Source organism: Vitreoscilla massiliensis (genome assembly GCF_001457815.1).
Classification (GTDB): Bacteria; Pseudomonadota; Gammaproteobacteria; order Burkholderiales; family Neisseriaceae; genus Vitreoscilla; species Vitreoscilla massiliensis.
In genome coordinates this window covers 117,382-140,842 of record NZ_LN898218.1, presented here as the reverse complement: position 1 = coordinate 140,842, position 23,461 = coordinate 117,382, and the positions used below count along the sequence as shown (strand labels likewise).

Here is a 23,461-nt window from a genome sequence, read left to right as displayed (position 1 = left end):
CACACGAGGATGCACACCATGAGTTTAAGCGCTAATTGGAATTACCCCACTGCCATTCGTTTTGGCGCGGGGCGCATCAAAGAATTGCCACAATTGTGTGCAGAATTGCACATGAAAAAACCGTTGTTGGTGACCGATTCAGGTTTGGCCAAGCTGCCGGTGCTGGATGAAGTCAAAGCCTTGTTACAGGCCGCTTATCCTGATTATGGCTTGTTTGACAGCGTGCGCCCCAATCCCGGTGGTTCAGATGTGAATCGAGGCGTAGAACTGTACCGCAGCGGTGGTCACGATGGCGTGGTTTCCATCGGTGGCGGCAGCGCCTTGGATGTGGGCAAGGCGATTGCCTTGATGGCAGGGCAACAGCGGCCGCTGTGGGATTTTGAAGACGTGGGCGACAATTGGACGCGGGTCAATACCGCCGGCGTGGCCCCCAGCATTGCCATTCCAACCACATCGGGAACGGGTTCGGAAGTGGGGCGGGCTTCGTTAATCATTGATGAAGAAGCGCACCGCAAAGTGATTATTTTCCATCCGTTGATGTTGCCCAAAATCGTGTTGGCCGATCCGGCTTTAACCGTGGGTTTGCCGCGCCATTTGACTGCGGCCACTGGCATAGACGCGTTTGTGCACAATTTGGAAGCGTATTGTTCACCGTTTTACCACCCAATGGCGCAAGGCGTGGCCTTGGAAGGGATGAAATTGGTGCACGATAACCTGCCGCAAGCCTGCGCCGATGGCACTGACATCGTCGCGCGCTCGAACATGTTGGCGGCGTCCATCATGGGTGCGACCGCGTTTCAAAAAGGCTTGGGCGGTGTGCATGCGCTGTCGCATCCGATTGGGGCGGTGTTTGATACCCACCATGGTTTGGCCAATGCCATCATGCTGCCCTATGTGTTGGTGCGCAATCGTGAGGCAATTGAGGCGCGTTTGAGCGATGCTGCTCGCTATATTGGCTTACAGGACGCTTCTTTTACTGGTTTCTTGGATTGGATTTTGCGCTTGCGCGCTGATTTGAACATTCCACACAGCTTAAGCGACATCGGCATCGATGACAGCCGCGCCGCTGACATCGGTGCCGCAGCCAAATTAGACCCGAGTGACGGTGGCAATCCCATCAATCTTACCCCCGCAGATTACACAGCCATCTTCATCGCTGCGGTGAAAGGCATCGTATGAAAAAACCCATTATTGGTTTAACGACTTACCCTGCCAGCGCGACCCACGGTTGGCACACGCCAGTGTTGTACGTGGAGGCAGTATTGCGCGCGGGTGGCGTACCGATGATGTTGTCTGGGCAGTGCCCAGATTGTGCCGGCGATTGGTTGGCTGCCTTGGATGGGGTGGTGTTAATCGGCGGGGGTGACATCAATCCTGCCGAGTTTGGCAGTGCCGGCCATGAAACCATTTACAACTTAAGCCCTGAACGCGATGCGATGGAGCTGGCTTTGATGCAAGCCTTATTAGAGCAGCCCAAACCTGTCTTGGCCATTTGCCGTGGCATGCAGATTTTGAACACGGCCTTGGGTGGTACTTTGCATGTGCATTTGCCTGATGTGGTGGGCGAAAGTGTTCTGCACCGAGCGCCGCCGCGCGACCCTATCCAACACAGCATTAAAGTGGCAGCAGACAGTGAGTTGGCCAAAGTCATAGGCACGGAAGTGAGCACGGCTTCTTGGCACCATCAGGCCATAGACCAATTGGGATGCGGCCTGAAAGCGGTGGCGTGGGCACCGGATGGAGTGATAGAGGCAGTGGAATTAGAGGGGCGCGATGATGTGTTGGCGGTGCAATGGCATCCCGAAATCACCGCCGCCGCCGATGTCGGCCAACAACAAATGTTCGATTGGTTGGTAACACAAGCACAGAAATAAACAGAAAGCCATCTTGAAGTTGAATACACAGCATTGCGGGAGGTGAGTAGCTAGGCCTCCAAACAGACATGTTTTAGCACAAACATCAATACACTCATTTGGAGGACTGACTCATGAGCGAAGTAAAACTCAATCAAACCAAGGTGGTGCGGGAGCTGAAGCCCACGTTGGGAGCGATACATTTGTGGGGCATTGCCGTAGGTTTGGTGATTTCAGGCGATTATTTTGGCTGGAGTTATGGTTGGGCTTCGGCGGGAACGCTGGGCTTTTTGATTGCCGTGGCCGTCATCGCCTTGATGTATGTGACGTTTATTTTCAGCTATACCGAGTTAACCACTTCGATTCCACATGCCGGTGGGCCATTTGCCTATGGCTTGCGTGCCTTTGGGCCGACTGGCGGCTATTTTGCCGGTATGGCCACTTTAATTGAATTTGTGTTTGCACCGCCTGCCATTTCCTTGGCCATCGGTGCGTATTTGAATGTGCAATTCCCCGCGTTAGACCCGAAAGTGGCGGCAGTAGGGGCTTACATTGTGTTCATGACTTTGAATATTTTGGGCATGCGCATCGCTGCCAATTTTGAATTGTTTGTCACCATCTTGGCCATTGGTGAGTTGCTGGTGTTTATGGGCGTGGTGGCGCCGCAGTTTTCCATGGCCAATTTCACTGCCAATGGTTGGGCCGGTGGCGAGGCTTTGAATGGCACGGCTTGGATGGGCATTTTGGCATCGATACCGTTTGCGATTTGGTTTTTCTTGGCCATTGAGGGCGTGGCCATGGCAGCGGAAGAAACCAAAGACCCGCGCCGCACCGTACCCAAAGCGTATATTTGTGCCATTTTGACCTTGGTGGCCTTGGCTTTGGGGGTGATGTTTTTTGCCGGTGGTGTTGGCGATTGGCGTCAATTGGCCAATTTGAACGATCCTTTGCCACAGGCGATGAAAGCGGTGGTAGGGCATAACAGTGGTTGGTTGCACATGTTGGTGTGGTTGGGCTTGTTTGGTTTGATTGCCAGTTTCCACGGCATCATCATGGGGTATTCGCGCCAAATCTTCGCCTTGAGCCGCGCCGGTTACATGCCATCGTATTTCTCCAAAGTGAACCACCGCTTCAGCACACCACACCGTGCGGTCATCTTGGGCGGCATCGTGGGCATCATCGCCATCTTCAGTGACAGCTTGATTGTCATCGGTGGCCAACCGCTGACCGCCAACATCATCACCATGTCGGTGTTTGGCGCCTTATTGATGTACATCATCGCCATGTTAAGCCTGTTGAAATTGCGCCGCACTGAGCCGAATTTGGAGCGCCCGTTTACCGCGCCTTTGTATCCCATCTTTCCATGGATTTCGTTGAGCATCGCCGTGGGCGCATTATTGGCCATGGCTTGGTTCAATACCGTGGTGTTCATCATCTTCTTGGCCATCTTGGCATTGGGTTATGTGTATTTCCGCTTGACCGCCAGCCAACGTGCTGCCGCGCCGGTGGATGAAATGTTGGGACAGAAGGCCGAGTAATGCGGCCAGTTTTGTATGTTGGACACTGAGTTTGCAATGTATTGGACAAAACCGCCTGTATGGGCGGTTTTGTTTCGTGTAGAGCGATGCTGTGTTTACAGACCGCATAGCTAGATAAGCAATGATGATGGAAACCACCATAGCGGCCTGTAAATAACAGCAAGTGGTGTCAGAAACATGTCGTCGGTGGCTAAAAATCGGCATTTTTGACTGAAATCAGTGCCCATATTAAGAGGGCAATCTGGCTTGCAAGTGTGTTAAAAATGCGAATATCCGAAAAAATTACCATTTAGCTTTAGTATTTTGGCATAAAACGAGGTATATATAAGCCATGATAACAAACCGCGATGAGGTTTTTATCTGTTTGAAAACAGAACAAATATTTTGGTGTTACCAGCCAAAATGCTGAGTTTAGGCTTGGGTTCTGAAGTATAGAATCAAAACTGTGAAAGTGCGCTCTTTACCACAATTGTGGGAAATATTTCATGATTTAAATCAGTATGCTTACAAATATATTTTGTATAAGCATAAAGTTTAAAATACAATATATTACCTTTTCCAATAAATCAGATGGGAATACATTATGAATTACAATGAATGCGTAACAGAGTTGTTGAAAACAGACGGTGCTTTGGCAGCTGCTGTGGTGGATTATTCTAGCGGTATGTTGTTGGCTGGTGGTGGTAATTCGTCTGTGGATTTGGAGATTGCTGCTGCAGGTAATACTGAAGTGGTGCGCGCTAAAATGAAAACCATGGGCATGTTGGGTTTGAATGACACCATCGACGATATTTTGATTACTTTGGGTGAGCAATACCATTTGTTGCGTCCTGTCAGCAAACAAAATGGTTTGTTCTTGTATTTCGTATTGGATAAAGCCAAATCAAACTTGGCCTTGGCTCGTCGTGCTTTGACAGCAGTAGAAAAAGCCTTGAAATAATTGTGTTAACCGTACTGTAAAAAGCCATGTATATTACCAAAGTATGCATGGCTTTTTATGTTTTTAAGTGTTTGTATCCATTGCTACATTGTGTGCGACTGCAAGCGCAATGCCGTTTGCAGCAAGCTTTTCCAAGCTTAATGAAGAGGCTAAGTTAGGTGCAGACTGAGCGGCTGTTGCGATAAAATGCGTGTTAAAAAGCCCATGCTGGAAAACGATTATGCAAGAACGTTTAAACAATTTACATGCTTTTATGGTGGTCGCGCGTGAACAAAACATCACCCGTGCCGCAACCATTTTGGGCATTTCGCAAGCCTCGCTCAGTCAAATCATCAGTAAGATGGAGCACCAACTGGGCATCAAACTGCTGCACCGCACCACGCGCAGTTTGGCCTTAACCGAAGCCGGCGAACAATTCATCACCTTGATAGGCCCTGCGGTAGAAGAAATTCAACGCGGTCTCAATCAAATCATCGACACCAAAAACAAGCCCAGTGGTACGTTTCGCATTGTCGCCGACGATTTTGTCATCCACAGCTTGTTTTGGCCAAAAATTCAGTCGTATTTACAAGAATTCCCAAACATCCACATCGATGTGGTTTCCGATTATGGCGAAGCCGACATCAGCAAAAACCACTGTGATGCCGGCATCAGCCGTGGCGATTTGATTGCCAAAGATTTGGAAACCGTGCAAATCAGCGCGCCTGTTAAAATGGTGTTGGTCGGTGCGCCCAAATATTTAGAAGGACGTGATTTACCACAAAAGCCCAAAGATTTGGTCAAACATGTGTGCATCAATCAGCGTTTACCCAAACAAGGGGGCATGTTGTACACATGGAAGTTTGTCGAGAAAAAGCGTGAGGTCAAAATTCACGTCAATGGCCGTCTGACCTTCAGCAATATGCACCATGTGTTGGATGCGGCGATAGCCGGTTATGGTTTGGCCTATTTGCCTAGTGCGTTGGTCGCGGATGCCATATCCGTGGGGGATTTATTGACGATGATGCAAGACAAGTGCGTGACCTTGCCGCCGTATTTCATCTATTTTCCCAGTCGCTTGCGCGAGTCGATTGGCTTCGTCAAATTATTGGATGTGTTGCGTCACAGTGATTAATGCTTGATGCGGCCTGTAAGGCAGCTGCAATAGTGATTTCATGCAATGTGGGTTACTGTTACAGGCCGCTTGTTACTTAATCTATCTGTTTTATTTGTTAAAAATTCCATTTAAGTATGTATTTGTACTAAGATGAAGCCGTCGTGGTTTCATCGTTGCTCTTTTTCTTAGCGTTTTTGCTTCATCTGTTTGTCCCCTCAGTCTGCTGCGACAATATGCCACATGTCTTATTAATATGTGCATAGATATAATGAAGTAGCCATCAATTCAGCCAGTTTTATATGACGAAAGAGTGTATCGCTATGCGTAAAAATCGATTGGCTAAGGAAATTGCCGTGATATTGGTGATTAAAATCGCGCTGTTGTTGACCATCAAAGCGGTTTGGTTTGACAAGCCAACCATTCCTAAAAATTACACACCAGAAGTACAACAACATTTACTTGGGACTGATCAATAAATATTTAGGACAAACAAATGATATCAGAAGCCGTTGTAGACCTGTCCAGATTCCAATTTGCAATGACCGCAATGTACCACTTTATTTTTGTGCCATTGACATTGGGTTTGGCTTTTATTTTGGCCATCATGGAAACCACTTACGTCATTTCGGGTAAAGAAATTTACAAAGACATGACCAAGTTTTGGGGGAAATTATTCGGGATTAACTTTGCCTTAGGCGTGACCACGGGCTTGACCATGGAATTCCAGTTTGGCACCAACTGGGCGTATTACTCACATTATGTGGGCGATATTTTTGGTGCACCGTTGGCCATTGAAGGCTTGATGGCGTTTTTCTTGGAGTCCACATTCATCGGTCTGTTCTTTTTTGGCTGGGACAGATTGAACAAATTTCAACACTTGGGCGTGACTTGGTTGGTGGCTTTGGGCTCCAATCTGTCGGCTTTGTGGATTTTGATTGCCAATGGTTGGATGCAAAATCCTGTCGGTGCCGAGTTTAACTTTGAAACCATGCGCATGGAGTTGAGCAGTTTTTCGGAGTTAATCTTTAACCCCGTGGCGCAAGTGAAGTTTGTGCACACGGTTTCTGCCGGTTATGTGACTGGGGCGATTTTTGTGTTGGCCATTTCCAGTTATTACCTGTTGAAAAAACGCGATTTGCCGTTTGCACGCCGCTCGTTTGCCATTGCTGCCGCATTTGGCTTGGCTTCAACCTTGTCGGTGATTGTGTTGGGTGACGAATCCGGTTATGAAATCGGTGATGTGCAAAAAGTGAAATTGGCGGCGATTGAGGCCGAATGGGAAACCGAGCCTGCGCCGGCTGGGTTTAACCTGATTGCCTTTCCTGACCAAGAGGAAATGAAAAACGATTTTGCCATCAAGATACCGTATGTGATGGGCATCATCGCCACGCGTTCTTTGGACAAACAAGTGGTCGGCCTGAAAGACTTGATGGTCAATCATGAAGTGCGCATTCGCAATGGCATGGTCGCTTATGGCTTGTTGCAACAATTGAAAGCGGGCGACAAATCTGAGCAAGTGTTGGCGGACTTTAAAGCGCGCCAACAAGACTTGGGCTATGGCTTATTGGTGAAAAAATACGCACCGAATGTGGTCGATGCCACTGAGGCGCACGTACAGGCCGCTGTGAAAGATTCCATCCCGAAAGTCGCACCGTTGTTTTGGTCTTTCCGCGTGATGGTGTTGTGTGGCTTCAGCATGTTGTTGTTGATGGTATTGGCGGTGTATGCGGTGGTGAAACGCAATATTGAAAAACGCACTTGGTTGTTGAAATTTGCCTTGTTCAGCTTGCCTTTGCCTTGGATTGCGGCACAAACCGGTTGGATCGTGGCCGAATATGGTCGTCAACCGTGGACCATTGCCGAAGTCTTGCCAACGCATTTGTCAGTGTCCAGCATCAGCGCCGGCGATGTGTGGGGTTCGATTACCGCTTTGGTGGCGTTTTACACCGTGTTGCTCATCATAGAAATGTATTTGATGGTGAAATTCTGCAAATTGGGACCGAGCAGTTTGCACACAGGCAAATACCATTTTGAAACCGAAAACCCAGTTGCAGCCAGCAAGGAGTAAAACATGGAATACGAATTATTGCGCGTGATTTGGTGGGTGTTAATCGGGGTCTTGCTCATAGGCTTTGCGCTCACCGATGGCTTTGACATGGGCGCGATGGTGGTGATGCCGTTTGTGGGTAAAACCGACCAACAACGCCGCGCCTGCATCAACTCCATCGCCCCACATTGGGACGGTAACCAAGTGTGGTTCATTACCGCCGGCGGTGCCTTGTTTGCCGCATGGCCGCTGGTGTATGCGGTGGCATTCTCAGGCATGTATTGGGCCTTGTTATTGGTGTTGTTTGCCTTGTTCTTGCGGCCTGTAGGCTTTGATTACCGTTCTAAATTGGACAATACCCGCTGGCGCACAGCTTGGGACTGGGCTTTGTGCATCGGTGGCGCGGTGCCAATACTGGTGTTTGGGGTGGCGTTTGGCAACCTGTTCTTAGGCGTGCCATTTCAATTGGATGAATTGATGCGCTCAACTTACCACGGCAGTTTCTGGGCCTTGCTGAACCCATTTGCCTTGTTGTGTGGGATCGTCAGTTTTGCCATGTTGTGTGCCCACGGTTGCTCGTGGTTGCAAATGCGCACTGAGAAAGAAGTGGAATTGCGCTCACAAAATTTGGGTAAAATCTTTACTGCCGTGTATTTGTTGGTGTTCAGCGTGGTCGGTTTGTGGTTGGCGTTTGGCAATATTGAAGGCTATGCCATTACCTCGGCCATCGATGGCAATGCCCCGATTAATCCTTTAGGTAAAGTCGTGGCGGCCAGTAACCATGGTTGGATGAACAATTACAGTACCTACCCAGCGTTTATGTTGGCACCGGTATTGGCCTATGTCGGCGCTTTGCTCGCTTTGTTGGGCTTTATCAAATCCAAATCGGGCGTGAGTTTCTTGGGCACCAGCATCATGATCATCGGCACGATTTTAACCGCCGGTTTTGCCTTGTTCCCATTCTTATTGCCTTCAAGCTTGGACATGGCATCCAGCCTCACCATGTGGGATGCGACCGCCAGCCATTTGACCTTAACCGTGATGTTTGTGGTGGCCTGTATTTTCGTACCACTGATTTTGATTTACACCTTGTGGAGCTATGTCAAAATGTGGGGACGTATCCACAGCCATGACATCGATGCCAACCCACATGGTTTGTATTAGGAGAACGTGCAATGTGGTATTTTGCTTGGATTTTAGGCGTGTTACTGGCGTGTGCTGTCGGTGTTATCAGCGCACTGTATTTGGAAAACCACCAACATTTGGATGAGTGAATATGGACGCTGGCTTGGTTAAATCGGCACCCATCACCTCATGGTCAAAAATGCCGTGGCGCTTGCTGTCATGGCTATTGGCCACACCGTTAGCGTTGATTCTGTTGCTGCATCCCGCCGCCATTTTGGGTGAGGATGGCAGTTACAGCCACAGCTTGGTGATGTTGGTCATGTATGGCACCAGCATTGGCTTTACCCATGCAGTTGGTTATCGGCCTGTAAAACCGATATTTCGATATTTGATGTATCCGTTGCTTGGTTGGGTATTGATGCTGTGGGGTTATGTGGATTGGTTCCGCTAAACCGGTAAACTGGTAAAAAACAAAGAGGTGATACCGATGTATCACCTCTTTTTTTATGGCTGCGATAACTTAACGCATATGAAACAGCTCTTGGTGAAACTGCTTGCCCAACATGCCGTGTTGTTGTAGTTGTTTTTGTAAAGCCACGCCAAACGGCATCGGTCCGCAAAACCACACACTGGTGGTGTGCCAATGTTGCACTTGGCCGGCGATGGTGTCGGCGGACAACAAGCCTTCAATTTCATCCCGATACCAATGCAAAGTCACCTGTGCTTGTTCGGCCAAAGTTTGCAATTGTTGCTGCGCCTCACGGCTGATGTGTTTTACACAGTGGTATAACACAATGTGTTTGCGCTCGGTTTGTGGCTGTGCGCGCAATTGTTCCAAAGCGGCGATAAACGGGGTAATGCCTATGCCGGCGCCAACCCAAATTTGCGTGTCACAAGTATCTTTGAAGGTAAAGCGGCCATATGGGCCTTCAATGCGCACAGGCATGTTTGTCCGCAGTTTTTGCTGCAAACCTTGGGTGTAATCGCCCAATTCCTTAATCACAAAAGTGAGTTTGGCTGCTTGTGTTTGCCATGCCGAAGCAATGGTAAACGGATGCGCACCGTCTTGGCCATCAAAGCGCAAAAACGCAAATTGCCCCGCTTGATGGCCGCCCCAAGTGTTGCCCGCGACACTGACATCGACAGTGGTGGTTTGGTTGATGCCGTCGTGTTGCAGCGCCGAAATCACGCCAGTGTGGCGGTATTTCTTGCCGATTTTGCCGCATAAGGCCAATAACGCGCAGCAAACGGCGCACAGCGTCAACACCGCCATCACCATGCCTATGGGTTGACGCCAATAGTCAAAATTCATCAACACCACAAAGTGGAAGGCAAAAATCAAATACACAACGCTCATTAATTGGTGGCTGTATTGAAACCAGCGATAGGGAATGCGTTTGTACAAAGCCACTATCATCATGATGACGAAAAAGTAAAACGTCCATTCGCCCAAGGTTTCGGCCAAATGGCGTTGGCTTTGCAACCAGCCTTCAAGCGTGCTCAAATCGGGCAGGCCGCGTTTGGGGCGGTGAGGGCGCTCAAACCAGCCCCAGCCCACCATCCATTTGGTGCCTTTGGTAAACCACCAGTGCACGATTGCTGCACTCAAACCGGCGATGCCCAACCATTTGTGCAAGCGGTACATCTTGTCCAAACCGTGCAAACGGCCTTCAAGCCAGCGCGGTCGCAGCGCCAATACCGTGGCCACACTCATGGCAGTGAAACCGATGATGCCCGAGTATTGGATAAACGGTTTGCGAAAGCTGAAGAAGTTTAACGGGTGCGGTAATAGCGAGTCCGCCATCAGCCACAGTGCAGTTACCACCAAAAAAATTGCCACGAAGGCAATTTTGAAATTTTTCATTGTGTCGTCCTTACCGCTGCTTGTCCGAGTTCGTTTCTAACAAGCCGAGGTTTCATGCTGTTTGTTAGCGGCGTCTGCCGTTAAGAGGCAACAGCATATAACCAGAGTGCTAATTTAGTAAATGATTTTAATTATTATTACAATTGTGGTTTAGAGTGTTGCATACAGCAAAACTGAGAACAGATGTTAAAACAAAGCATTGATAAAAAATCTGAATTTGAGCATCAATCTGAGGTTTACCACAACATAAAGATGTGAATATAAGCGCTCAGATGATGACAGGTACAAAGTCTGCGTATGGCACTCGTAATTAACTGGATGCATCTGCATGATAGACAACCTATTGTATAAATAGGTGTAAGCGGCCTGTAAACCCTATTTCAGGTTTACAGGCCGCTTATATTGCTCATACAAGCAATCAAGCAGGTAAGAATGGTATGGATAGTCCATGCGAAAGCAATGTCCTTGCAGTCACAATGACGGTAGGCAAACCAGTTTTAGGATTGCCATCAGTTAGAAGAAGATTTGTTGCTGTGGGGCGGGGTATAGTAAGTGCGTAATGAGTTGGTCTTAGACTTAGTCGCTGAATTGACTGCCTTTAAGCAGCGGCACCAAGCCGCTGTGATTCGGCATAAGACATCATAATGTGACGACAGCATTGAATGTTGCATGTGCATGTGAGCATACAGACACAGCTAGATTAATCACTGACCTAAGTGGCCATCAATCCGCCAAGATTTTTGCCAATAAAGGCCGCCATTGATCTTGTACTTGGGCGTATTGTTTTTGGGTTTTGTCGAACACGCTTAAGCCTTCTTGCGCCAATTGGTCGTAACACGAGCGCTCCAAAATGGCGGCGGCTGGATTTTGTTCGATTTGCGCAAAAAAAGCCTTGATGTTTTCAACACTGGTGGTATTGGGTTTGAGGCGGTTGGCCAGCAGCAAGATTTTCACCTTGCCTTTGCGGATGCGTTTGATGTCTTGTAAGTGTTTCAAGAAGCGCTTGGTGCTGTCTATGTCAAACACCGACGGTTGCAGCGGCGTGACAATAGCATGGCTTTCGCTCACCAACAATTCTGCATGTTCACCCGACAGCGCACCGGGGGCATCGACAATCAAATAATCCAAGTCTTTCGGCGCATCGCCTATGGCTTTTTCTTGGCGCCAATCAATGGCGACGATGGGAGCGGCGGTATCTGGGCGGTATTTCAACCACTGCAAAGACGATTTTTGCGGATCGGCATCGGCCAAACCCACACGCAAGCCACGATTGGCCAAAGCCGCTGCCAAAGTAATCGCCGTCATGGTCTTGCCACAACCGCCTTTTAAATTCGCCACCAAAATCGTTTTCATCAATCCCACACTATGTTAATTGCCTGTGTCTAGCTTAGCATTATTTGATGACTGTATGCTGACCACAGCCGTATTTATTGCATGTGCATGCAGCCTGTAAAACATGATGGCATTTACAGGCCGCATTCCAATTGTGAAACCGCTTACATGCTTAATACTTCGGCGCCGAATTGCTGCACTTTGTTCCAATCGGTGAATTCGATGTGGGCGTGGGTATTGGTTTCGCCTTTGTTGATTTTCATCACCAGTTTCATCAAATAGCGGTCGACCAAATGGTATTTGTGGTAGGCCAATTCACCGGCAAAAATGCCGATGTGTTTGGGCTGCCACGCGCTTTGTTCTATGAATTTGCGCGTGTAAGTATGGGTTTCAGGGGTAGATTTGTGTGCTTTGTTGGCCAAGATGCTGACGCTGAAAAAGGCGCTGGGCAGGCGATTCAATACTGGCGCTTGCGCCGAGGTAAACTCTGCTAAGCACTTGGCAAAATGGCCGTAACGTATCGAAGCGCCGATGACCACTTTGTCAAAATCACCGACATGCAAATCCGCAGTGTGTTCCAAATTGGCCAGTGTCACTTGTGCGCCTGCATCCAGCCATTGGTGTTTTAAGGCTTGGGCGATTTTCAAGGTTTGGCCAAAACGGCTGGAATACAGAATGAGAATGTGCATGGTGGGACTCAAATGACGACAAGTGCATGAAAAAGCCATTATAACCACTATCTTGGGGCTGTGCATGGGAGTCATGCAAGCAAGTGGTTTACAGGCCGCATCAAATATCTCAATGCGGCCTGTAAACGGTTAGGGTCATGCCCATAAAGGCTTAATGCAGTGATTTCATTGCCACAGGATAGTATTTGCTGATCAATTGCTGGCGGTTTTTGCACTCGGTTTTGTACAAAATGTGGCTGACATAGGTTTTGACAGTGGTGATGCTGCAAAACGCTTGGTCGGCGATTTCCTGATTGGACAGGCCCATGCACAGCATTTTCAAAATCATCATTTCTTTTTTGGTCAAAGCTGGCGCTGCTTGTTCATTGTTGGCGGGCAATTCCATTTTACCGATGAAATGCAGACTGAGTTTTTGAATGGCTTCCAAATAGGCGTAATCACTGCTTTGAAACAAGGGATGCAATTTGTCACGCACCAAGCTGATGCCAAACTGAAAATTTTGATGTGGGGTAATGATTTCGGCCGAGTCTTGAAAATTGAAGAAATTCAAAAAGCTCAAATAGGTTTCGTTCATCGAATACTGATTCAGAAATGAAATTGAGGCTTCGTTTTGCGGCAAATGGGTATAGTGCACGGGGTCGTATTGGTAGGCGAAAGCGGTGTATTCCTGTACCGAATCGTTGTTGACAAAGACTTGGGCATAGCGGTTAGTTTGGGTATTGCGATCGGTCACAAAACACAACAAACCATCAAAAGGCAAGTTCAATGCCAGTACTTGGTAAAAGTCTTGGCATACCTCATGCCATTGTTGCAGCAGTTTTTCCATGATGTGTCTCACTTTGTTGCCAGTATTATTGTTTTTATTGGGTTTTTGTCGCGTTGGTTTGGATATGGATACGCTCTCACCTGTGTCTAGATTAGCGCTTGATTTGACAAAAGTAAAACTTTTTTTACGCTTAAAGTGGATTTATTAGTGGAAAAATACAGAGAGTAAGGCATTGAGTACAGTGATGAATTCCGCTAAATACAGCACTGCCGTGCTTTTGCTGTGGCAAAGGTGAAAATCAAACACCATGCCATAAAAATCATCCTTAAGTAGGATATTGGCGGCGTGAAAAATTTTTTATGATGCGGCTTACCAAAACATAAAAACGAGTGAGAAACCCGCCATGAATTCCCTGTTCCCCCCTTCATCAATCAAAACCCTCAGCGCCTTGGTGTGCGCCGCGGCCTTGTTGCACAGCCCATTGGCTTTGGCGCACGGTCAAGCTGCGCACATGATGCCAATTAGCGAACAAGTACAGGCCACTGGTGGCAGTGTCAGCGTTGACGATTTCACCAAAACCATCGTGTTGCAACAAGACGGTGTCGAAGCGCGCATCAAAATGAACAGCAACCAAGCGCTGGTGAATGGCAAAAAAGTCAAACTGAGCGTGCCGGTGAGCCAAAAAGACGGGGTGTGGGTGGCAGCAGACACTTTGGTGAACGAATTGTTCACGCCGACTGCAGACAAGAGTTTCAAAGTGGAGCAGGTATCGCATCCACTTGACAGTTTGACCGCGAGTGAAATCACCGAGGCGGTGAAAATCATCAAAGCGTCTGGCAACGATGTCAGCAATTACCGCTTTTCGGAATTGCGTTTGAAAGACGAAGACAAAGACGCGGTGTGGGGCAGTGTGTTGGACAACAAACCGATGCAAGCCAAACGCAGTGCGGTGTTCTCGATTTTGGACAAAGACAGCATTGTTGAAGGTGAAGTGGATTTGGCCGCCGGCAAGGTGGTGAAATGGGATGTGCAAAAAGGCAAACACGGCATGGTCTTGCTCGACAATTTCGCTACCGTACAGCAAGCGATGGAAGCCAGTCCTGAATACGCCGAAGCCTTGAAAAAACGTGGCATTACCGATGTGAAAAAAGTGGTGACCACGCCGTTGACCGTCGGCTATTTTGGCGATGAAGACGATTTGAAGCACGATTTGAGCGTGTTGAAAGTAGTGTCGTATTTGGACACTGGCGATGGCAATTACTGGGCGCATCCCATTGAAAACTTGGTGGCAGTGGTGGATTTGAACGCCAAGAAAATCATCAAAATTGAAGACCAAGGTGTGGTGCCTGTGCCGATGGCGGCGCGTCCTTATGATGGCTCAGACCGCAAAGGCGTGAAAGTGAAGCCTTTGTTGATTACCGAACCAGAAGGCAAAAACTACAGCATCAATGGCCGCCAAATCGAATGGGGCAATTGGAAATTCCATGTCAGCTTGGATTCGCGCGTAGGCTTGCAATTGGGCACGGTGACTTACAATGACAAAGGCACGGCGCGCAAGATCATGTACCAAGGCAATTTGGGCGGCATGGTCGTGCCTTACGGTGATCCAGATGCGGGTTGGTATTTCAAGTCTTATCTGGATTCGGGTGAATACGGCATGGGCACGTTGACTTCGCCAATTGAAAAAGGCAAAGACGCACCGACCAATGCGGTGATGCTGGACGCGGTAATCCCAGATTATTTGGGTCAACCGAACAAAATCCCGAACGCGATTGCCGTGTTTGAACGCTATGCCGGCCCAGATTACAAACACCAAGAGATGGGCAAGCCGAATGTCAGCACCGAGCGCCGCGAATTGGTGGTGCGCTGGATCAGCACCGTTGGCAATTACGACTATATTTTTGACTGGGTATTCTCACCAAATGGCACCATAGGCATCAATGCCGGTGCAACCGGTATTGAAGCGGTGAAAGGGGTGAAATCGCGCACCATGCACGACGCCACCGCCAAAGAAGACACGCGTTATGGCACCTTGATCGACCACAACATCGTCGGCACTACCCACCAACACATTTACAACTTCCGTTTGGACATGGATGTGGACGGTGCCAACAACACCATGACCGCCATCGACCCTGTGGTGACCAAAAACAGCCGCAAAGGGCCGCGTAAGAGCACGATGGAAACCGAAACCAAGGTGTTGACTACCGAAGCCAGCGCTTCGCAAAAATTCGACCCAGCCACAGTGCGTTTGATTTCCAATTACAATAAGGAAAACCGCATGGGCAATCCGGTGTCTTACCAGTTGATTCCGTTTGCCGGCGGCACACATCCGGTAGCCAAAGGTGCGAATTTCAGCAAAGACGAATGGTTGTTCAAGCGCTTGAACTTCATGGACAAACAAATTTGGGTGACCGAATACCAACCTAGCGAATTGTACCCTGAGGGCAAATTCCCTAACCGCTCCGACCGCGATACTGGCTTGGGTCAATTCACCTCTGACAATGGCAACATCAATAACAAAGACTTGGTGGTATGGTTAACCACTGGCACCACCCACATTGCCCGTGCCGAAGAATGGCCGATCATGCCGACCGAGTGGGTGAATGTGTTGCTCAAACCGTGGAATTACTTTGACGAAACCGCGACTTTAGACCGTCATTGATTCTGATAAAAGAAGCCCATAAGCGGCCTGTAAAGTGTTACAGGCCGCTTTCAAGATGAAAGAGACCCATGAACACAATCCATTTCCCCGATTACAGCATCATCGCCGGCAAGCAAGTGCGCGGCGAGGGCGAACGCATAGACATCATCAACCCTGCCAATGAGCAGGTATTGAGCAGCATCAGCGCCATCAATCCTGCCCAATTCGACGCCGCTGTCAGCGCCGCGCAAGCGGCATTCCCGTTGTGGCGCGATTTGGGCGATGGCAAACGCACGGAATTATTGTTACAGGCCGCTGATGTGTTGGAACAACACGCCGATGAAATCGCTACTTTGATTACCTTGGAACAAGGCAAAGTCTTGGGTTTGGCACAGTTTGAAATGCAAGGCACGTTGGCATGGTTGCGCTATACCGCCGGTTTGCAGATTCCTGTCGACATCTTGGAAGATTCAGACAGCAAGCGCATTGAATTGCACCATGAGCCCATCGGTGTGGTCGGCTCGATTACGCCGTGGAATTGGCCGGTAATGATTGCGATGTGGCACATGGTGGCGGCGCTGAAAGCCGGCAATGTGGTCATCAACAAGCCGTCTGAATACACGCCGTTGTCGACGGTGCGCATGGTGGAGGTGTTAAACCAAGTGTTGCCTAGCGGTGTGTTGCAAGCGGTGGTGGGCAAAGGCGATGTCGGCGCGGCCTTCAGCGCCCATGCTGGCATCCAAAAAATGGTCTTCACGGGCTCTACCCCGACCGGACAAGCAATCTACAAGAGCGGTGCGGCGTTTATGCGCCCATTGACGTTGGAACTCGGTGGCAACGATGCCGCCATTGTGTTGCCCGATGTCAATGTGGCCGAAGTGGCGGCGAAGATTTATGGCGGCGCCTTCATCAATGGCGGCCAAACCTGTGCGGCTTTGAAGCGCTTGTATGTGCATGAGTCGATTTATGCCGAATTGACGCAAGCCTTGACCGACATTGCCGATGCGGTGGTGTTGGGCGATGGCATGGACGCCAACAGCCAATTGGGCCCAGTACAAAACAAAATGCAGTTTGACAAGGTGAACCACTATTTACAGGACGCTTTGAATAATGGCGCACGCGTGCTCACTCAAAACAGTGCCAAACCTGAATCCGGCTATTTCATCCGTCCAACCATCGTCGTCGACATAGCCAATGCCGTGGCCTTGGTGCGCGAAGAGCAGTTTGGTCCAGTGTTGCCAGTAGTGTCTTACAGCAGTGTTGATGAAGCCATAGCCATGGCCAATGACATGGAATTTGGTTTGGGCGGCTCGGTGTGGTCGCAAGACTTGGCCGCTGCACAAACCATCGCCGCCCAAATGCAAACCGGCACCGTTTGGATTAACGGCCACGCCGAAGTGGCGCCGCACGCGCCGTTTGGCGGTTGGAAGCTGTCGGGCTTGGGCGCTGAATTTGGCATCGATGGTTTGCTCGCCAACACACGTCAGAAAGCGGTGCACGTGTACAAGGCGTAACAGCAAGACATGGCAAGACTATGTGTCGTTGTGGTATTTGGCTGCTTGTTTCAAGCAGCTTTTTTCATGCCAAATGCGGCCTGTAAATCAGGACAGGAGTGGATATGCTATGATGCGCGCTTAAGGAGTGGCTATGGATGAGTTGCGTGAAGTGTTGCCTGCGTGGGCGCACGATTCTTTGGATTTGTTGTTGGTGGCCATCGAAGTCGGCTGCATCGTGTTGGTGGCGTGGTTATTGCGCCGCTATGTGGGCAAATTGTTCGATAAAATCGTCTCCCACCACAAAGTACCGGTGGACGTGGCTGTGCCGATGAAGACCATAGGCGGTTGGGTGATTATTTTTGCCGCTGGCTTGATGGTGTTGGAGCGCTTGGGTGTGTCTGGTCGGGTGTTGTGGACGGCGATTACCGGTTTCGCGGCGGTGGCGGCAGTGGCATTTTTTGCCGCGTGGAGTGTGTTGTCCAACATATTCTGTGCGTTTTTGATTTTTGCCACGCAGCCGTTTCGCGTTGGCGACGAATTGGAAATACTCGATGCGGCCGACAAAGTTGGCATGCACGGCCGTGTGGTGGCCATACACTTGCTTTATACTGTGCTCGAAGAAATGGGGCGTGAAGACGGTCGCGAGACCTTGATTCAAGTACCTAACAGTGCATTTTTTCAAAAAACCATACGCCGTTGGCAACAAGGCGATGGCGAACCCTCAATTTAATGGAACAGAGGACACACATGTCAGAAAAAATTTATGGTGATGCGGCGTTTCGTCGCCAAGGTTTGTTTGGCTCCGCCACCGAAAACACTTACAGCGGCGCCTTGTCGTTTATGCGCCGCAATTACTCGCGCGATTTGACCGATGTCGATGTGGTGGTGTCGGGCGTGCCTTTGGATTTGGCCACCACTTTTCGCTCTGGTGCGCGTTTGGGCCCAGCTGCGGTGCGCGCCGCCAGTGTGCAATTGGCGGAATTGCTGTTGTTCCCGTGGGGTTTTGACCCGTTTGACGATTTGGCGGTGATTGATTACGGCGATTGCTATTTTGATGCCCACAATCCGTGGACGATTAAAGACTCTATCATCCAGCACGCGCGCGACATCATCAACAACAGCCAAGCCAAAATGCTGACGTTTGGTGGCGACCATTACATCACCTATCCCTTGTTGCTCGCACATGCAGAAAAATACGGCAAACCCTTGTCGTTGTTGCATTTCGACGCCCATTGCGACACTTGGCCAGACGATGACCCAAATTCATTGAATCACGGCACCATGTTTTACAAAGCGGTCAAAGAAGGTTTAATTGACCCGAAAACCTCGGCACAAGTCGGCATCCGCACTTGGAACAGCGACTTTATGGGCATGAACATGTTGTTTGCACCGTGGGTGAATGAAAACGGCATCGACAAAACCGTCGAGCGCATTTACGAAACCATAGGCGACAATCCGGTGTACATCACCTTCGACATCGATTGCTTAGACCCAGCATACGCACCAGGCACGGGCACGCCAGTGGCGGGCGGCTTGAGCAGTCACACTGCATTGGGCATTTTGCGCAAGCTGGAAAACCTGAACATCGTCGGTGCCGACGTGGTAGAAGTAGCGCCGGCTTATGACCAAAGCGAAATCACCGCCATCGCCGCCGCGCACGTGGCTGCGGACTTGTTGTGTTTGATGCGCAACCGCAAAGTGGCTGGCAAGTTGTAATCGGTATCTGATGCGGCCTGTAAACTTGAGACAGCATCTTGCTGGTCTGCAAGTCGCATTGAAGTCAGATAATGCTGCAAAGCATTAAAAAGCGGCCTGTAAACATTTACAGGCCGCTTTTGCGGTTCACAACACTTATTGTGCGCTTTGTTCAGGCGCAATCAACACAGGAGGTGGTGCGTCTACCGCTTGCACGCGCATGGCTTTGCGTTCACGTCCGGTGTGGCTGCTGATGGGCCCGCCTTTATTGGAGCTGCATGCCGTTAACACCACCATACACGCGATTAAACCACATAACCATTTCATCTTCATTCCTCTCTGCAACTGGGTTTTAACACGCTGGCCACATTGGCACTGCTGTAAGCGGCGATGTCTTGCCAAGCGCATTGGTAAAAATCTGCTAATGTTTCTGCCACAGCACGCACGAATTTCGGTTCGTTATATGCTTGATTCATGGCAGACGATACCATATACGGGGCATCGGTTTCCAGCACATAATCGCTGCTTGTCAGGTGCGGCAACAATTGGTAAATCTTGCGTGCATTGGGTTTGAGCAAGACCGAGCCCAAACCCAATTTAAACCCCAATTGCAACCACGGCCGCGCTTGCTCTATGCTGCCACTGTAACCATGCAAAAAGCCACCATATTGGAATTGCTGTGTCTTCACCACCGCCAACATGTCATCCAAAGACTGGCGGTAATGCAAGATGACAGGGCGCTGGTATTGCTGCGCTGTTTGCAATTGCGCCGCAAAAAAGTCTTGCTGCAACAGTCGATTGGCATCGCTCAAGTGTTTGTCCGCCCAATCCAAACCAATCTCACCCACCAAAGCCTGCGGATAGGCTTCTAGGTGTTGGCGCAACAAGGCCAACGCGTCATCCAAAGCCAGCTCGTGCACATAAAAAGGATGGACACCAAAAGCAGGGGTGATGTTGGGGTATGGCGTCAGCAAGTTTGCCAACACGGCCATATCATGCGCATGGCTACACGGCACGATGAATGCGCCCACGCCAGACACAAAAGCTGCCTGAATTACTTCAGGCAGCTTACTGAATAAAGGCTCATCGAGTAAATGACAGTGACTGTCAATTAATCGCAAATCAGCTGTTATCGGCTTCTTTGACATCGTTGCTTGCAGCTTCAACCGGTGCCTCAGCTGCTGCTTCAGGTTTGGTGGATTGCATGCAAGGATGGTTTTGGGCAATTTGCTGCTCTTCAGCAGTCACTTCGCCTTTGAATCGACCATTCAAATCAAAACGTTTGCCACCACGAGCCAAGGCTTTGATGTAACGCGGACGACGGCAATGATTGGCCAATACACGTGCAATCAATGTGGCTTCAAATTGTGGCAAGGCGGCAATCAAGTCTTGATCTATGCCCACAGCCAAAGGCTTGAATTTTTTGAATACGTCATATTTTTCGTAAACATGATCAGCAATCATGTCCGTTTGTTTTTTCTTGCTCATTGTTTGCACAGCGGCTTTTAAAGCGGCGCCTATGCTGGTTTCGTTTTGCATGTTTGCTTCAGTCCTTACCACATCAAGACAACGACGACACCCAAAATGCCGTCTGACCCAAGTGCATCTTAACCGATTTTAACCGCTGGGGCAAAGAAACTGTGCGGAAAATGCGGTTGGAATATCGATAATTCGGCATTGGGCTTATTTGCTCTTGTCCTTTTTAGGGGTTTTTTTAGCAGATTCGGCTTTTTTGTCAGTGGCTTTGCTCTTATTGCTGCTGGCCTTGGCCTTGCTGTTGTTATCGCGCTCTGGCGCGGCTTTTTTGTTGTTTTTGCTGTTGTCGTTGGCCTTATTGTCGGTTTTCTTTTTGCTGTTTTTGCTGTTGTCTTCTTTTACATTGCGTTCAGCGGTTTTTTTGCCTTTGCTGTTTTTGTTGTCATCGGCTTTGCTGTCGGCTTTGTTGCGACTGCTTTTGTTTTTGCTGCTGGCTTTTTCTTCAGCGGCATTGGCTTTGCTGTTTTTGCTGCGATTGTTTTTACTGTCTTCGGCTTTATCGGCCTTATTGCGGCTGTTTTTGCTGTCATTGGCCTTGCTGCGGCTGTTGCTGGCGCTTTCTTTGGCCGTTTGTTTGCTGTTTTTGGTATTTTTGCTGGCAGCGGTGGTTTTGCTGTCTTCTTTGGCAGCAGTGTTGTTGACTTTTTTGCGTGTGGCCGCCGCGGCTGTTTTGGTTTTGCTGGTTTCCAGTGCTTTGGTGCTGCTGGTGTTCGGTTTGGCCACGCTGGCTTTAACGCTGCGCGCTTGTACTGGGCTGGTTGCGACTTGTTTGGCGGCAGCGGCCAAATGCGGCGCTTCTTGTGCTGCCATGTTTTGCGCGGCAATTGCCATGGCTGGCGTGACCACTGCGGCTGTGGCAGGCGCAATGATGCTCATGTCGTCTTGGGTTAAATCACCGTGGTTCCACGCACTGCTGGTGGCGCTTGTTGTATTGTTGGCAGGGGTGGCGGTAATGGGTTCGGCAATGGCGACGATGCGCGGAGTGCTTGCTGTGATGGCCGAAGCATTGGCGGCAGTGGCCACTACTTTAGGTGTTACCAATGGACTGGCTTGGTATGCAGCTATATTGCGCACTGGTGTGGTAGCGGCCTGTAACGGCGTGGTCACAGCGGTGTCTTTTACAACGCGTATCGGCTCTGCTTTTACCAATGGCGTGGCTTTAATCACGGCTGGCGCTGCAGCGGCAGTGAACACAGGTTTGCTGCTGTCGGCGATGCTGCTGCCCGATTTGCCAGCTGAGACAAAATCAATGCCGCTTGGTGCTTTCGCACTGGTTTTGCTGCTGCCAGTGTCTTGCGCCAAGGTGGTGGTTTTGCCTTGGCCACATTTGCTAGGCAGTTGTTTCCAGGCGCGCGAGAGCAAATTGCCATTGTCGTACAGTTTGATTTCACTGCTGCCACCTTTGTTGACCACATCCATGGTGATGCCTTCAACTTGGGTGAAAGGATTAATCAAACCTACGCTGTGATTGTTGTCGGTATAGACTTTGTGCGACACAAATTCAGGCGGCAGTTTGAATTCGCTGCTCAGATGTTGTTGCAAGCACAAAGCGGTGCTGCTGGCATTTTGCGTAGACACCGTGGTGCTGAAGGCAGCGGCGCTGCGCTTGGGCATCAATTGGTAATCCAAGGCATTGACCGAGCCTATGGCGGTGCTTTGTTTCAAATTGGGATTTTTGTCTACCACAAACGTCGACGTAGGCGCAGCACAAGCAGCAAGACACGCTAACACAGCGCTAACCAAGAGGCGACGTACAAACATAGTGATTCCCAAACTCAAAAGAATTGGACATTGTAACCAATTAAACCCAATTGGTTCACGGAAAAAATGCAAAGTTAATTAAAGTCTGTGGCTATAAGGTTTGAGTTTCGGTTAAAACCGCCATTACAATGTCGTCGTTTAATGTTTACAGGCCGCTTGGACATGATGTCACCCACAACCATACAAACCGTCACCTTGGGTTTAACCGGTGCTTCTGGCATGCCTTATGGCATACGCTTATTGGAATGCTTGCTGCGCTTGGACAAAACCGTGTGGTTGGTGTATTCGCAAGCGGCGCAAATCGTGGCGCAGCAAGAGATGAATTTGCAGCTGCCGTCTTCTGCCAGCATGTGTGAGGCGATGTTGCAAGAGAAATATGGCGTTGATGGCTCGCGTTTGCGCGTGTTTGGCCAAAATCAATGGTCGGCGCCGTGTGCATCGGGCACGCATGTGGCCGATGCCATGGTGGTGTGCCCGGCGACCATGGGTGCGGTGGCGGCGATTGCGCACGGCACCTCAGACCATTTATTAGAACGCGCCGCCGATGTCAGTATCAAAGAAGGGCGACCCTTGATTATTGTGCCGCGTGAAGCACCGCTGTCGGCCATCCATTTGGAAAACCTGCTCAAACTGGCGCGCTTGGGCGTGTGTGTGTTGCCACCGTCACCGGGTTTTTATCAACACCCAAAAAGCGTTGAAGACATTGTGGATTTTGTGGTGGCACGCATCTTGGATCAGCTGCGCATACCGCATGATTTGTTGCCGCGTTGGGGTGAATAGTGGAGGGTTTGCGGCAATTATTGGAATTGCTGTGGCGTTTCGTGTCATGGGTGATGTGGCTTTTGGATAAATTGGCCGGATAGGTTTGACAAGTGGCAAAAATACGGTTAGTGTGTGCAGCATGAATACTTTAATGACGCAATCTTTCTCTTTTTCTTACTATTGGTACCGCTCAAATCCAGCGGCGCTTTGTCGTGTGTAAGAGAAACACGCAGTCATAAGCAAACAAGCCGCTCAGTTGAGGCGGCTTTTTTTGTACCTGTCCATCGTCTCAACTGCAAGCGCAGCAAACCAACATG

23 protein-coding genes are annotated in these 23,461 nt (G+C 49.5%); 15 read left to right on the top strand and 8 right to left on the bottom strand.

Annotation, left to right across the window (positions count from 1 at the left end; translation table 11 throughout):
* The first annotated feature begins 18 nt into the window (after positions 1 to 18).
* The 10 genes from BN3003_RS04730 to BN3003_RS04690 all read left to right on the top strand — a co-directional run bounded on the left by BN3003_RS04730 (position 19) and on the right by BN3003_RS04690 (position 9,050).
* Positions 19 to 1,179, top strand: a complete 1,161-nt coding sequence (locus tag BN3003_RS04730; RefSeq protein ID WP_058305588.1) for an iron-containing alcohol dehydrogenase — start codon at positions 19 to 21, stop codon at positions 1,177 to 1,179.
* Complete coding sequence (locus BN3003_RS04725) at positions 1,176 to 1,874, top strand: gamma-glutamyl-gamma-aminobutyrate hydrolase family protein (RefSeq protein ID WP_058305587.1); 699 nt, start codon at positions 1,176 to 1,178, stop codon at positions 1,872 to 1,874. The genes BN3003_RS04730 and BN3003_RS04725 overlap by 4 nt, the downstream gene beginning before the upstream one ends.
* Positions 1,875 to 1,987: 113 nt before the next feature.
* Positions 1,988 to 3,391, top strand: coding sequence for an ethanolamine permease (gene eat / locus BN3003_RS04720; RefSeq protein ID WP_058305586.1), 1,404 nt, complete (start codon positions 1,988 to 1,990; stop codon positions 3,389 to 3,391).
* Positions 3,392 to 3,974: 583 nt separating this feature from the next.
* Complete coding sequence (locus BN3003_RS04715) at positions 3,975 to 4,331, top strand: hypothetical protein (protein ID WP_058305585.1); 357 nt, start codon at positions 3,975 to 3,977, stop codon at positions 4,329 to 4,331.
* A gap of 220 nt (positions 4,332 to 4,551) precedes the next feature.
* Positions 4,552 to 5,445, top strand: a complete 894-nt coding sequence (locus tag BN3003_RS04710; RefSeq protein ID WP_058305584.1) for a LysR family transcriptional regulator — start codon at positions 4,552 to 4,554, stop codon at positions 5,443 to 5,445.
* Positions 5,446 to 5,747: 302 nt separating this feature from the next.
* A complete protein-coding gene (gene cydP, locus BN3003_RS18960; RefSeq protein ID WP_187119845.1) occupies positions 5,748 to 5,903 on the top strand; it encodes a cytochrome oxidase putative small subunit CydP in 156 nt (51 codons plus the stop codon).
* A 17-nt stretch (positions 5,904 to 5,920) separates the two neighbouring features.
* Positions 5,921 to 7,495 (top strand): cytochrome ubiquinol oxidase subunit I, encoded by a 1,575-nt coding sequence (locus BN3003_RS04705; RefSeq protein ID WP_058305583.1) that lies wholly within the window; start codon positions 5,921 to 5,923, stop codon positions 7,493 to 7,495.
* A gap of 3 nt (positions 7,496 to 7,498) precedes the next feature.
* On the top strand, positions 7,499 to 8,638 hold the full coding sequence (gene cydB, locus BN3003_RS04700; protein WP_058305582.1) for a cytochrome d ubiquinol oxidase subunit II: 1,140 nt from the start codon (positions 7,499 to 7,501) through the stop codon (positions 8,636 to 8,638).
* Positions 8,639 to 8,649: 11 nt separating this feature from the next.
* Positions 8,650 to 8,748: a cytochrome bd-I oxidase subunit CydX gene (gene cydX, locus BN3003_RS04695; RefSeq protein ID WP_058305581.1), complete on the top strand. Its 99-nt coding sequence runs from the start codon at positions 8,650 to 8,652 to the stop codon at positions 8,746 to 8,748.
* A 2-nt stretch (positions 8,749 to 8,750) separates the two neighbouring features.
* Positions 8,751 to 9,050, top strand: coding sequence for a cyd operon YbgE family protein (locus BN3003_RS04690; protein WP_058305580.1), 300 nt, complete (start codon positions 8,751 to 8,753; stop codon positions 9,048 to 9,050).
* A 69-nt stretch (positions 9,051 to 9,119) separates the two neighbouring features.
* Here BN3003_RS04690 and BN3003_RS04685 read toward each other — a convergent pair whose 3' ends face one another.
* The 4 genes from BN3003_RS04685 to BN3003_RS18955 form a co-directional block, all read right to left on the bottom strand.
* On the bottom strand, positions 9,120 to 10,463 hold the full coding sequence (locus tag BN3003_RS04685) for a ferredoxin reductase family protein (protein WP_058305579.1): 1,344 nt from the start codon (positions 10,461 to 10,463) through the stop codon (positions 9,120 to 9,122).
* A 723-nt stretch (positions 10,464 to 11,186) separates the two neighbouring features.
* Positions 11,187 to 11,816 (bottom strand): ParA family protein, encoded by a 630-nt coding sequence (locus BN3003_RS04680; protein WP_058305578.1) that lies wholly within the window; start codon positions 11,814 to 11,816, stop codon positions 11,187 to 11,189.
* 143 nt (positions 11,817 to 11,959) lie between these two features.
* Positions 11,960 to 12,484 carry a menaquinone-dependent protoporphyrinogen IX dehydrogenase gene (gene hemG / locus BN3003_RS04675; RefSeq protein WP_058305577.1) on the bottom strand — a complete coding sequence of 175 codons (525 nt, stop codon included), beginning with the start codon at positions 12,482 to 12,484 and terminating at the stop codon, positions 11,960 to 11,962.
* A gap of 151 nt (positions 12,485 to 12,635) precedes the next feature.
* A complete protein-coding gene (locus BN3003_RS18955) occupies positions 12,636 to 13,310 on the bottom strand; it encodes a response regulator transcription factor (RefSeq protein ID WP_058305576.1) in 675 nt (224 codons plus the stop codon).
* Positions 13,311 to 13,653: 343 nt separating this feature from the next.
* Between BN3003_RS18955 and tynA the strand changes: the two genes are divergently transcribed.
* The 4 genes from tynA (at position 13,654) to speB (ending at position 19,106) form a co-directional block, all read left to right on the top strand.
* The gene (tynA, locus tag BN3003_RS04665) at positions 13,654 to 15,915 is read left to right on the top strand and encodes a primary-amine oxidase (RefSeq protein ID WP_058305575.1); all 2,262 of its coding nucleotides are present in this window, start codon (positions 13,654 to 13,656) and stop codon (positions 15,913 to 15,915) included.
* A gap of 68 nt (positions 15,916 to 15,983) precedes the next feature.
* On the top strand, positions 15,984 to 17,408 hold the full coding sequence (locus BN3003_RS04660) for an aldehyde dehydrogenase family protein (protein WP_058305574.1): 1,425 nt from the start codon (positions 15,984 to 15,986) through the stop codon (positions 17,406 to 17,408).
* A gap of 133 nt (positions 17,409 to 17,541) precedes the next feature.
* Positions 17,542 to 18,120 carry a mechanosensitive ion channel family protein gene (locus BN3003_RS04655; RefSeq protein WP_058305573.1) on the top strand — a complete coding sequence of 193 codons (579 nt, stop codon included), beginning with the start codon at positions 17,542 to 17,544 and terminating at the stop codon, positions 18,118 to 18,120.
* Between the two features lie 17 nt (positions 18,121 to 18,137).
* Positions 18,138 to 19,106 carry an agmatinase gene (gene speB / locus BN3003_RS04650; protein ID WP_058305572.1) on the top strand — a complete coding sequence of 323 codons (969 nt, stop codon included), beginning with the start codon at positions 18,138 to 18,140 and terminating at the stop codon, positions 19,104 to 19,106.
* Between the two features lie 135 nt (positions 19,107 to 19,241).
* Here the strand turns inward: speB and BN3003_RS18775 are convergent, their stop codons facing one another.
* The 4 genes from BN3003_RS18775 to BN3003_RS04635 form a co-directional block, all read right to left on the bottom strand.
* Positions 19,242 to 19,412 (bottom strand): hypothetical protein, encoded by a 171-nt coding sequence (locus tag BN3003_RS18775; protein WP_159061393.1) that lies wholly within the window; start codon positions 19,410 to 19,412, stop codon positions 19,242 to 19,244.
* Between the two features lie 2 nt (positions 19,413 to 19,414).
* Entirely contained in the window at positions 19,415 to 20,233 is an 819-nt protein-coding gene (locus BN3003_RS04645; protein WP_082625546.1) for a TatD family hydrolase, read from the bottom strand.
* Positions 20,208 to 20,624, bottom strand: a complete 417-nt coding sequence (locus BN3003_RS04640) for a ProQ/FINO family protein (RefSeq protein ID WP_058305570.1) — start codon at positions 20,622 to 20,624, stop codon at positions 20,208 to 20,210. The genes BN3003_RS04645 and BN3003_RS04640 overlap by 26 nt, the downstream gene beginning before the upstream one ends.
* Positions 20,625 to 20,768: 144 nt before the next feature.
* On the bottom strand, positions 20,769 to 22,382 hold the full coding sequence (locus BN3003_RS04635) for a hypothetical protein (protein ID WP_058305569.1): 1,614 nt from the start codon (positions 22,380 to 22,382) through the stop codon (positions 20,769 to 20,771).
* A gap of 162 nt (positions 22,383 to 22,544) precedes the next feature.
* Between BN3003_RS04635 and BN3003_RS04630 the strand changes: the two genes are divergently transcribed.
* Positions 22,545 to 23,162 (top strand): flavin prenyltransferase UbiX, encoded by a 618-nt coding sequence (locus BN3003_RS04630; RefSeq protein WP_108721490.1) that lies wholly within the window; start codon positions 22,545 to 22,547, stop codon positions 23,160 to 23,162.
* Positions 23,163 to 23,461: the final 299 nt, after the last annotated feature.

Bases quoted from the DNA above. Each gene is read 5' to 3' on its own strand.
- BN3003_RS18775 (WP_159061393.1), bottom strand. From the start codon at position 19,412: ATGAAATGGTTATGTGGTTTAATCGCGTGTATGGTGGTGTTAACGGCA.
- BN3003_RS04645 (WP_082625546.1), bottom strand. From the start codon at position 20,233: ATGTCAAAGAAGCCGATAACAGCTGATTTGCGATTAATTGACAGTCAC.
- BN3003_RS04655 (WP_058305573.1), top strand. From the start codon at position 17,542: ATGGATGAGTTGCGTGAAGTGTTGCCTGCGTGGGCGCACGATTCTTTG.
- BN3003_RS04690 (WP_058305580.1), top strand. From the start codon at position 8,751: ATGGACGCTGGCTTGGTTAAATCGGCACCCATCACCTCATGGTCAAAA.
- BN3003_RS18955 (WP_058305576.1), bottom strand. From the start codon at position 13,310: ATGGAAAAACTGCTGCAACAATGGCATGAGGTATGCCAAGACTTTTAC.
- eat (WP_058305586.1), top strand. From the start codon at position 1,988: ATGAGCGAAGTAAAACTCAATCAAACCAAGGTGGTGCGGGAGCTGAAG.
- tynA (WP_058305575.1), top strand. From the start codon at position 13,654: ATGAATTCCCTGTTCCCCCCTTCATCAATCAAAACCCTCAGCGCCTTG.
- hemG (WP_058305577.1), bottom strand. From the start codon at position 12,484: ATGCACATTCTCATTCTGTATTCCAGCCGTTTTGGCCAAACCTTGAAA.
- BN3003_RS04715 (WP_058305585.1), top strand. From the start codon at position 3,975: ATGAATTACAATGAATGCGTAACAGAGTTGTTGAAAACAGACGGTGCT.
- cydX (WP_058305581.1), top strand. From the start codon at position 8,650: ATGTGGTATTTTGCTTGGATTTTAGGCGTGTTACTGGCGTGTGCTGTC.
- BN3003_RS04685 (WP_058305579.1), bottom strand. From the start codon at position 10,463: ATGAAAAATTTCAAAATTGCCTTCGTGGCAATTTTTTTGGTGGTAACT.
- speB (WP_058305572.1), top strand. From the start codon at position 18,138: ATGTCAGAAAAAATTTATGGTGATGCGGCGTTTCGTCGCCAAGGTTTG.
- BN3003_RS04630 (WP_108721490.1), top strand. From the start codon at position 22,545: ATGATGTCACCCACAACCATACAAACCGTCACCTTGGGTTTAACCGGT.
- BN3003_RS04705 (WP_058305583.1), top strand. From the start codon at position 5,921: ATGATATCAGAAGCCGTTGTAGACCTGTCCAGATTCCAATTTGCAATG.
- cydP (WP_187119845.1), top strand. From the start codon at position 5,748: ATGCGTAAAAATCGATTGGCTAAGGAAATTGCCGTGATATTGGTGATT.
- BN3003_RS04710 (WP_058305584.1), top strand. From the start codon at position 4,552: ATGCAAGAACGTTTAAACAATTTACATGCTTTTATGGTGGTCGCGCGT.
- cydB (WP_058305582.1), top strand. From the start codon at position 7,499: ATGGAATACGAATTATTGCGCGTGATTTGGTGGGTGTTAATCGGGGTC.
- BN3003_RS04680 (WP_058305578.1), bottom strand. From the start codon at position 11,816: ATGAAAACGATTTTGGTGGCGAATTTAAAAGGCGGTTGTGGCAAGACC.
- BN3003_RS04730 (WP_058305588.1), top strand. From the start codon at position 19: ATGAGTTTAAGCGCTAATTGGAATTACCCCACTGCCATTCGTTTTGGC.
- BN3003_RS04725 (WP_058305587.1), top strand. From the start codon at position 1,176: ATGAAAAAACCCATTATTGGTTTAACGACTTACCCTGCCAGCGCGACC.
- BN3003_RS04660 (WP_058305574.1), top strand. From the start codon at position 15,984: ATGAACACAATCCATTTCCCCGATTACAGCATCATCGCCGGCAAGCAA.
- BN3003_RS04635 (WP_058305569.1), bottom strand. From the start codon at position 22,382: ATGTTTGTACGTCGCCTCTTGGTTAGCGCTGTGTTAGCGTGTCTTGCT.
- BN3003_RS04640 (WP_058305570.1), bottom strand. From the start codon at position 20,624: ATGCAAAACGAAACCAGCATAGGCGCCGCTTTAAAAGCCGCTGTGCAA.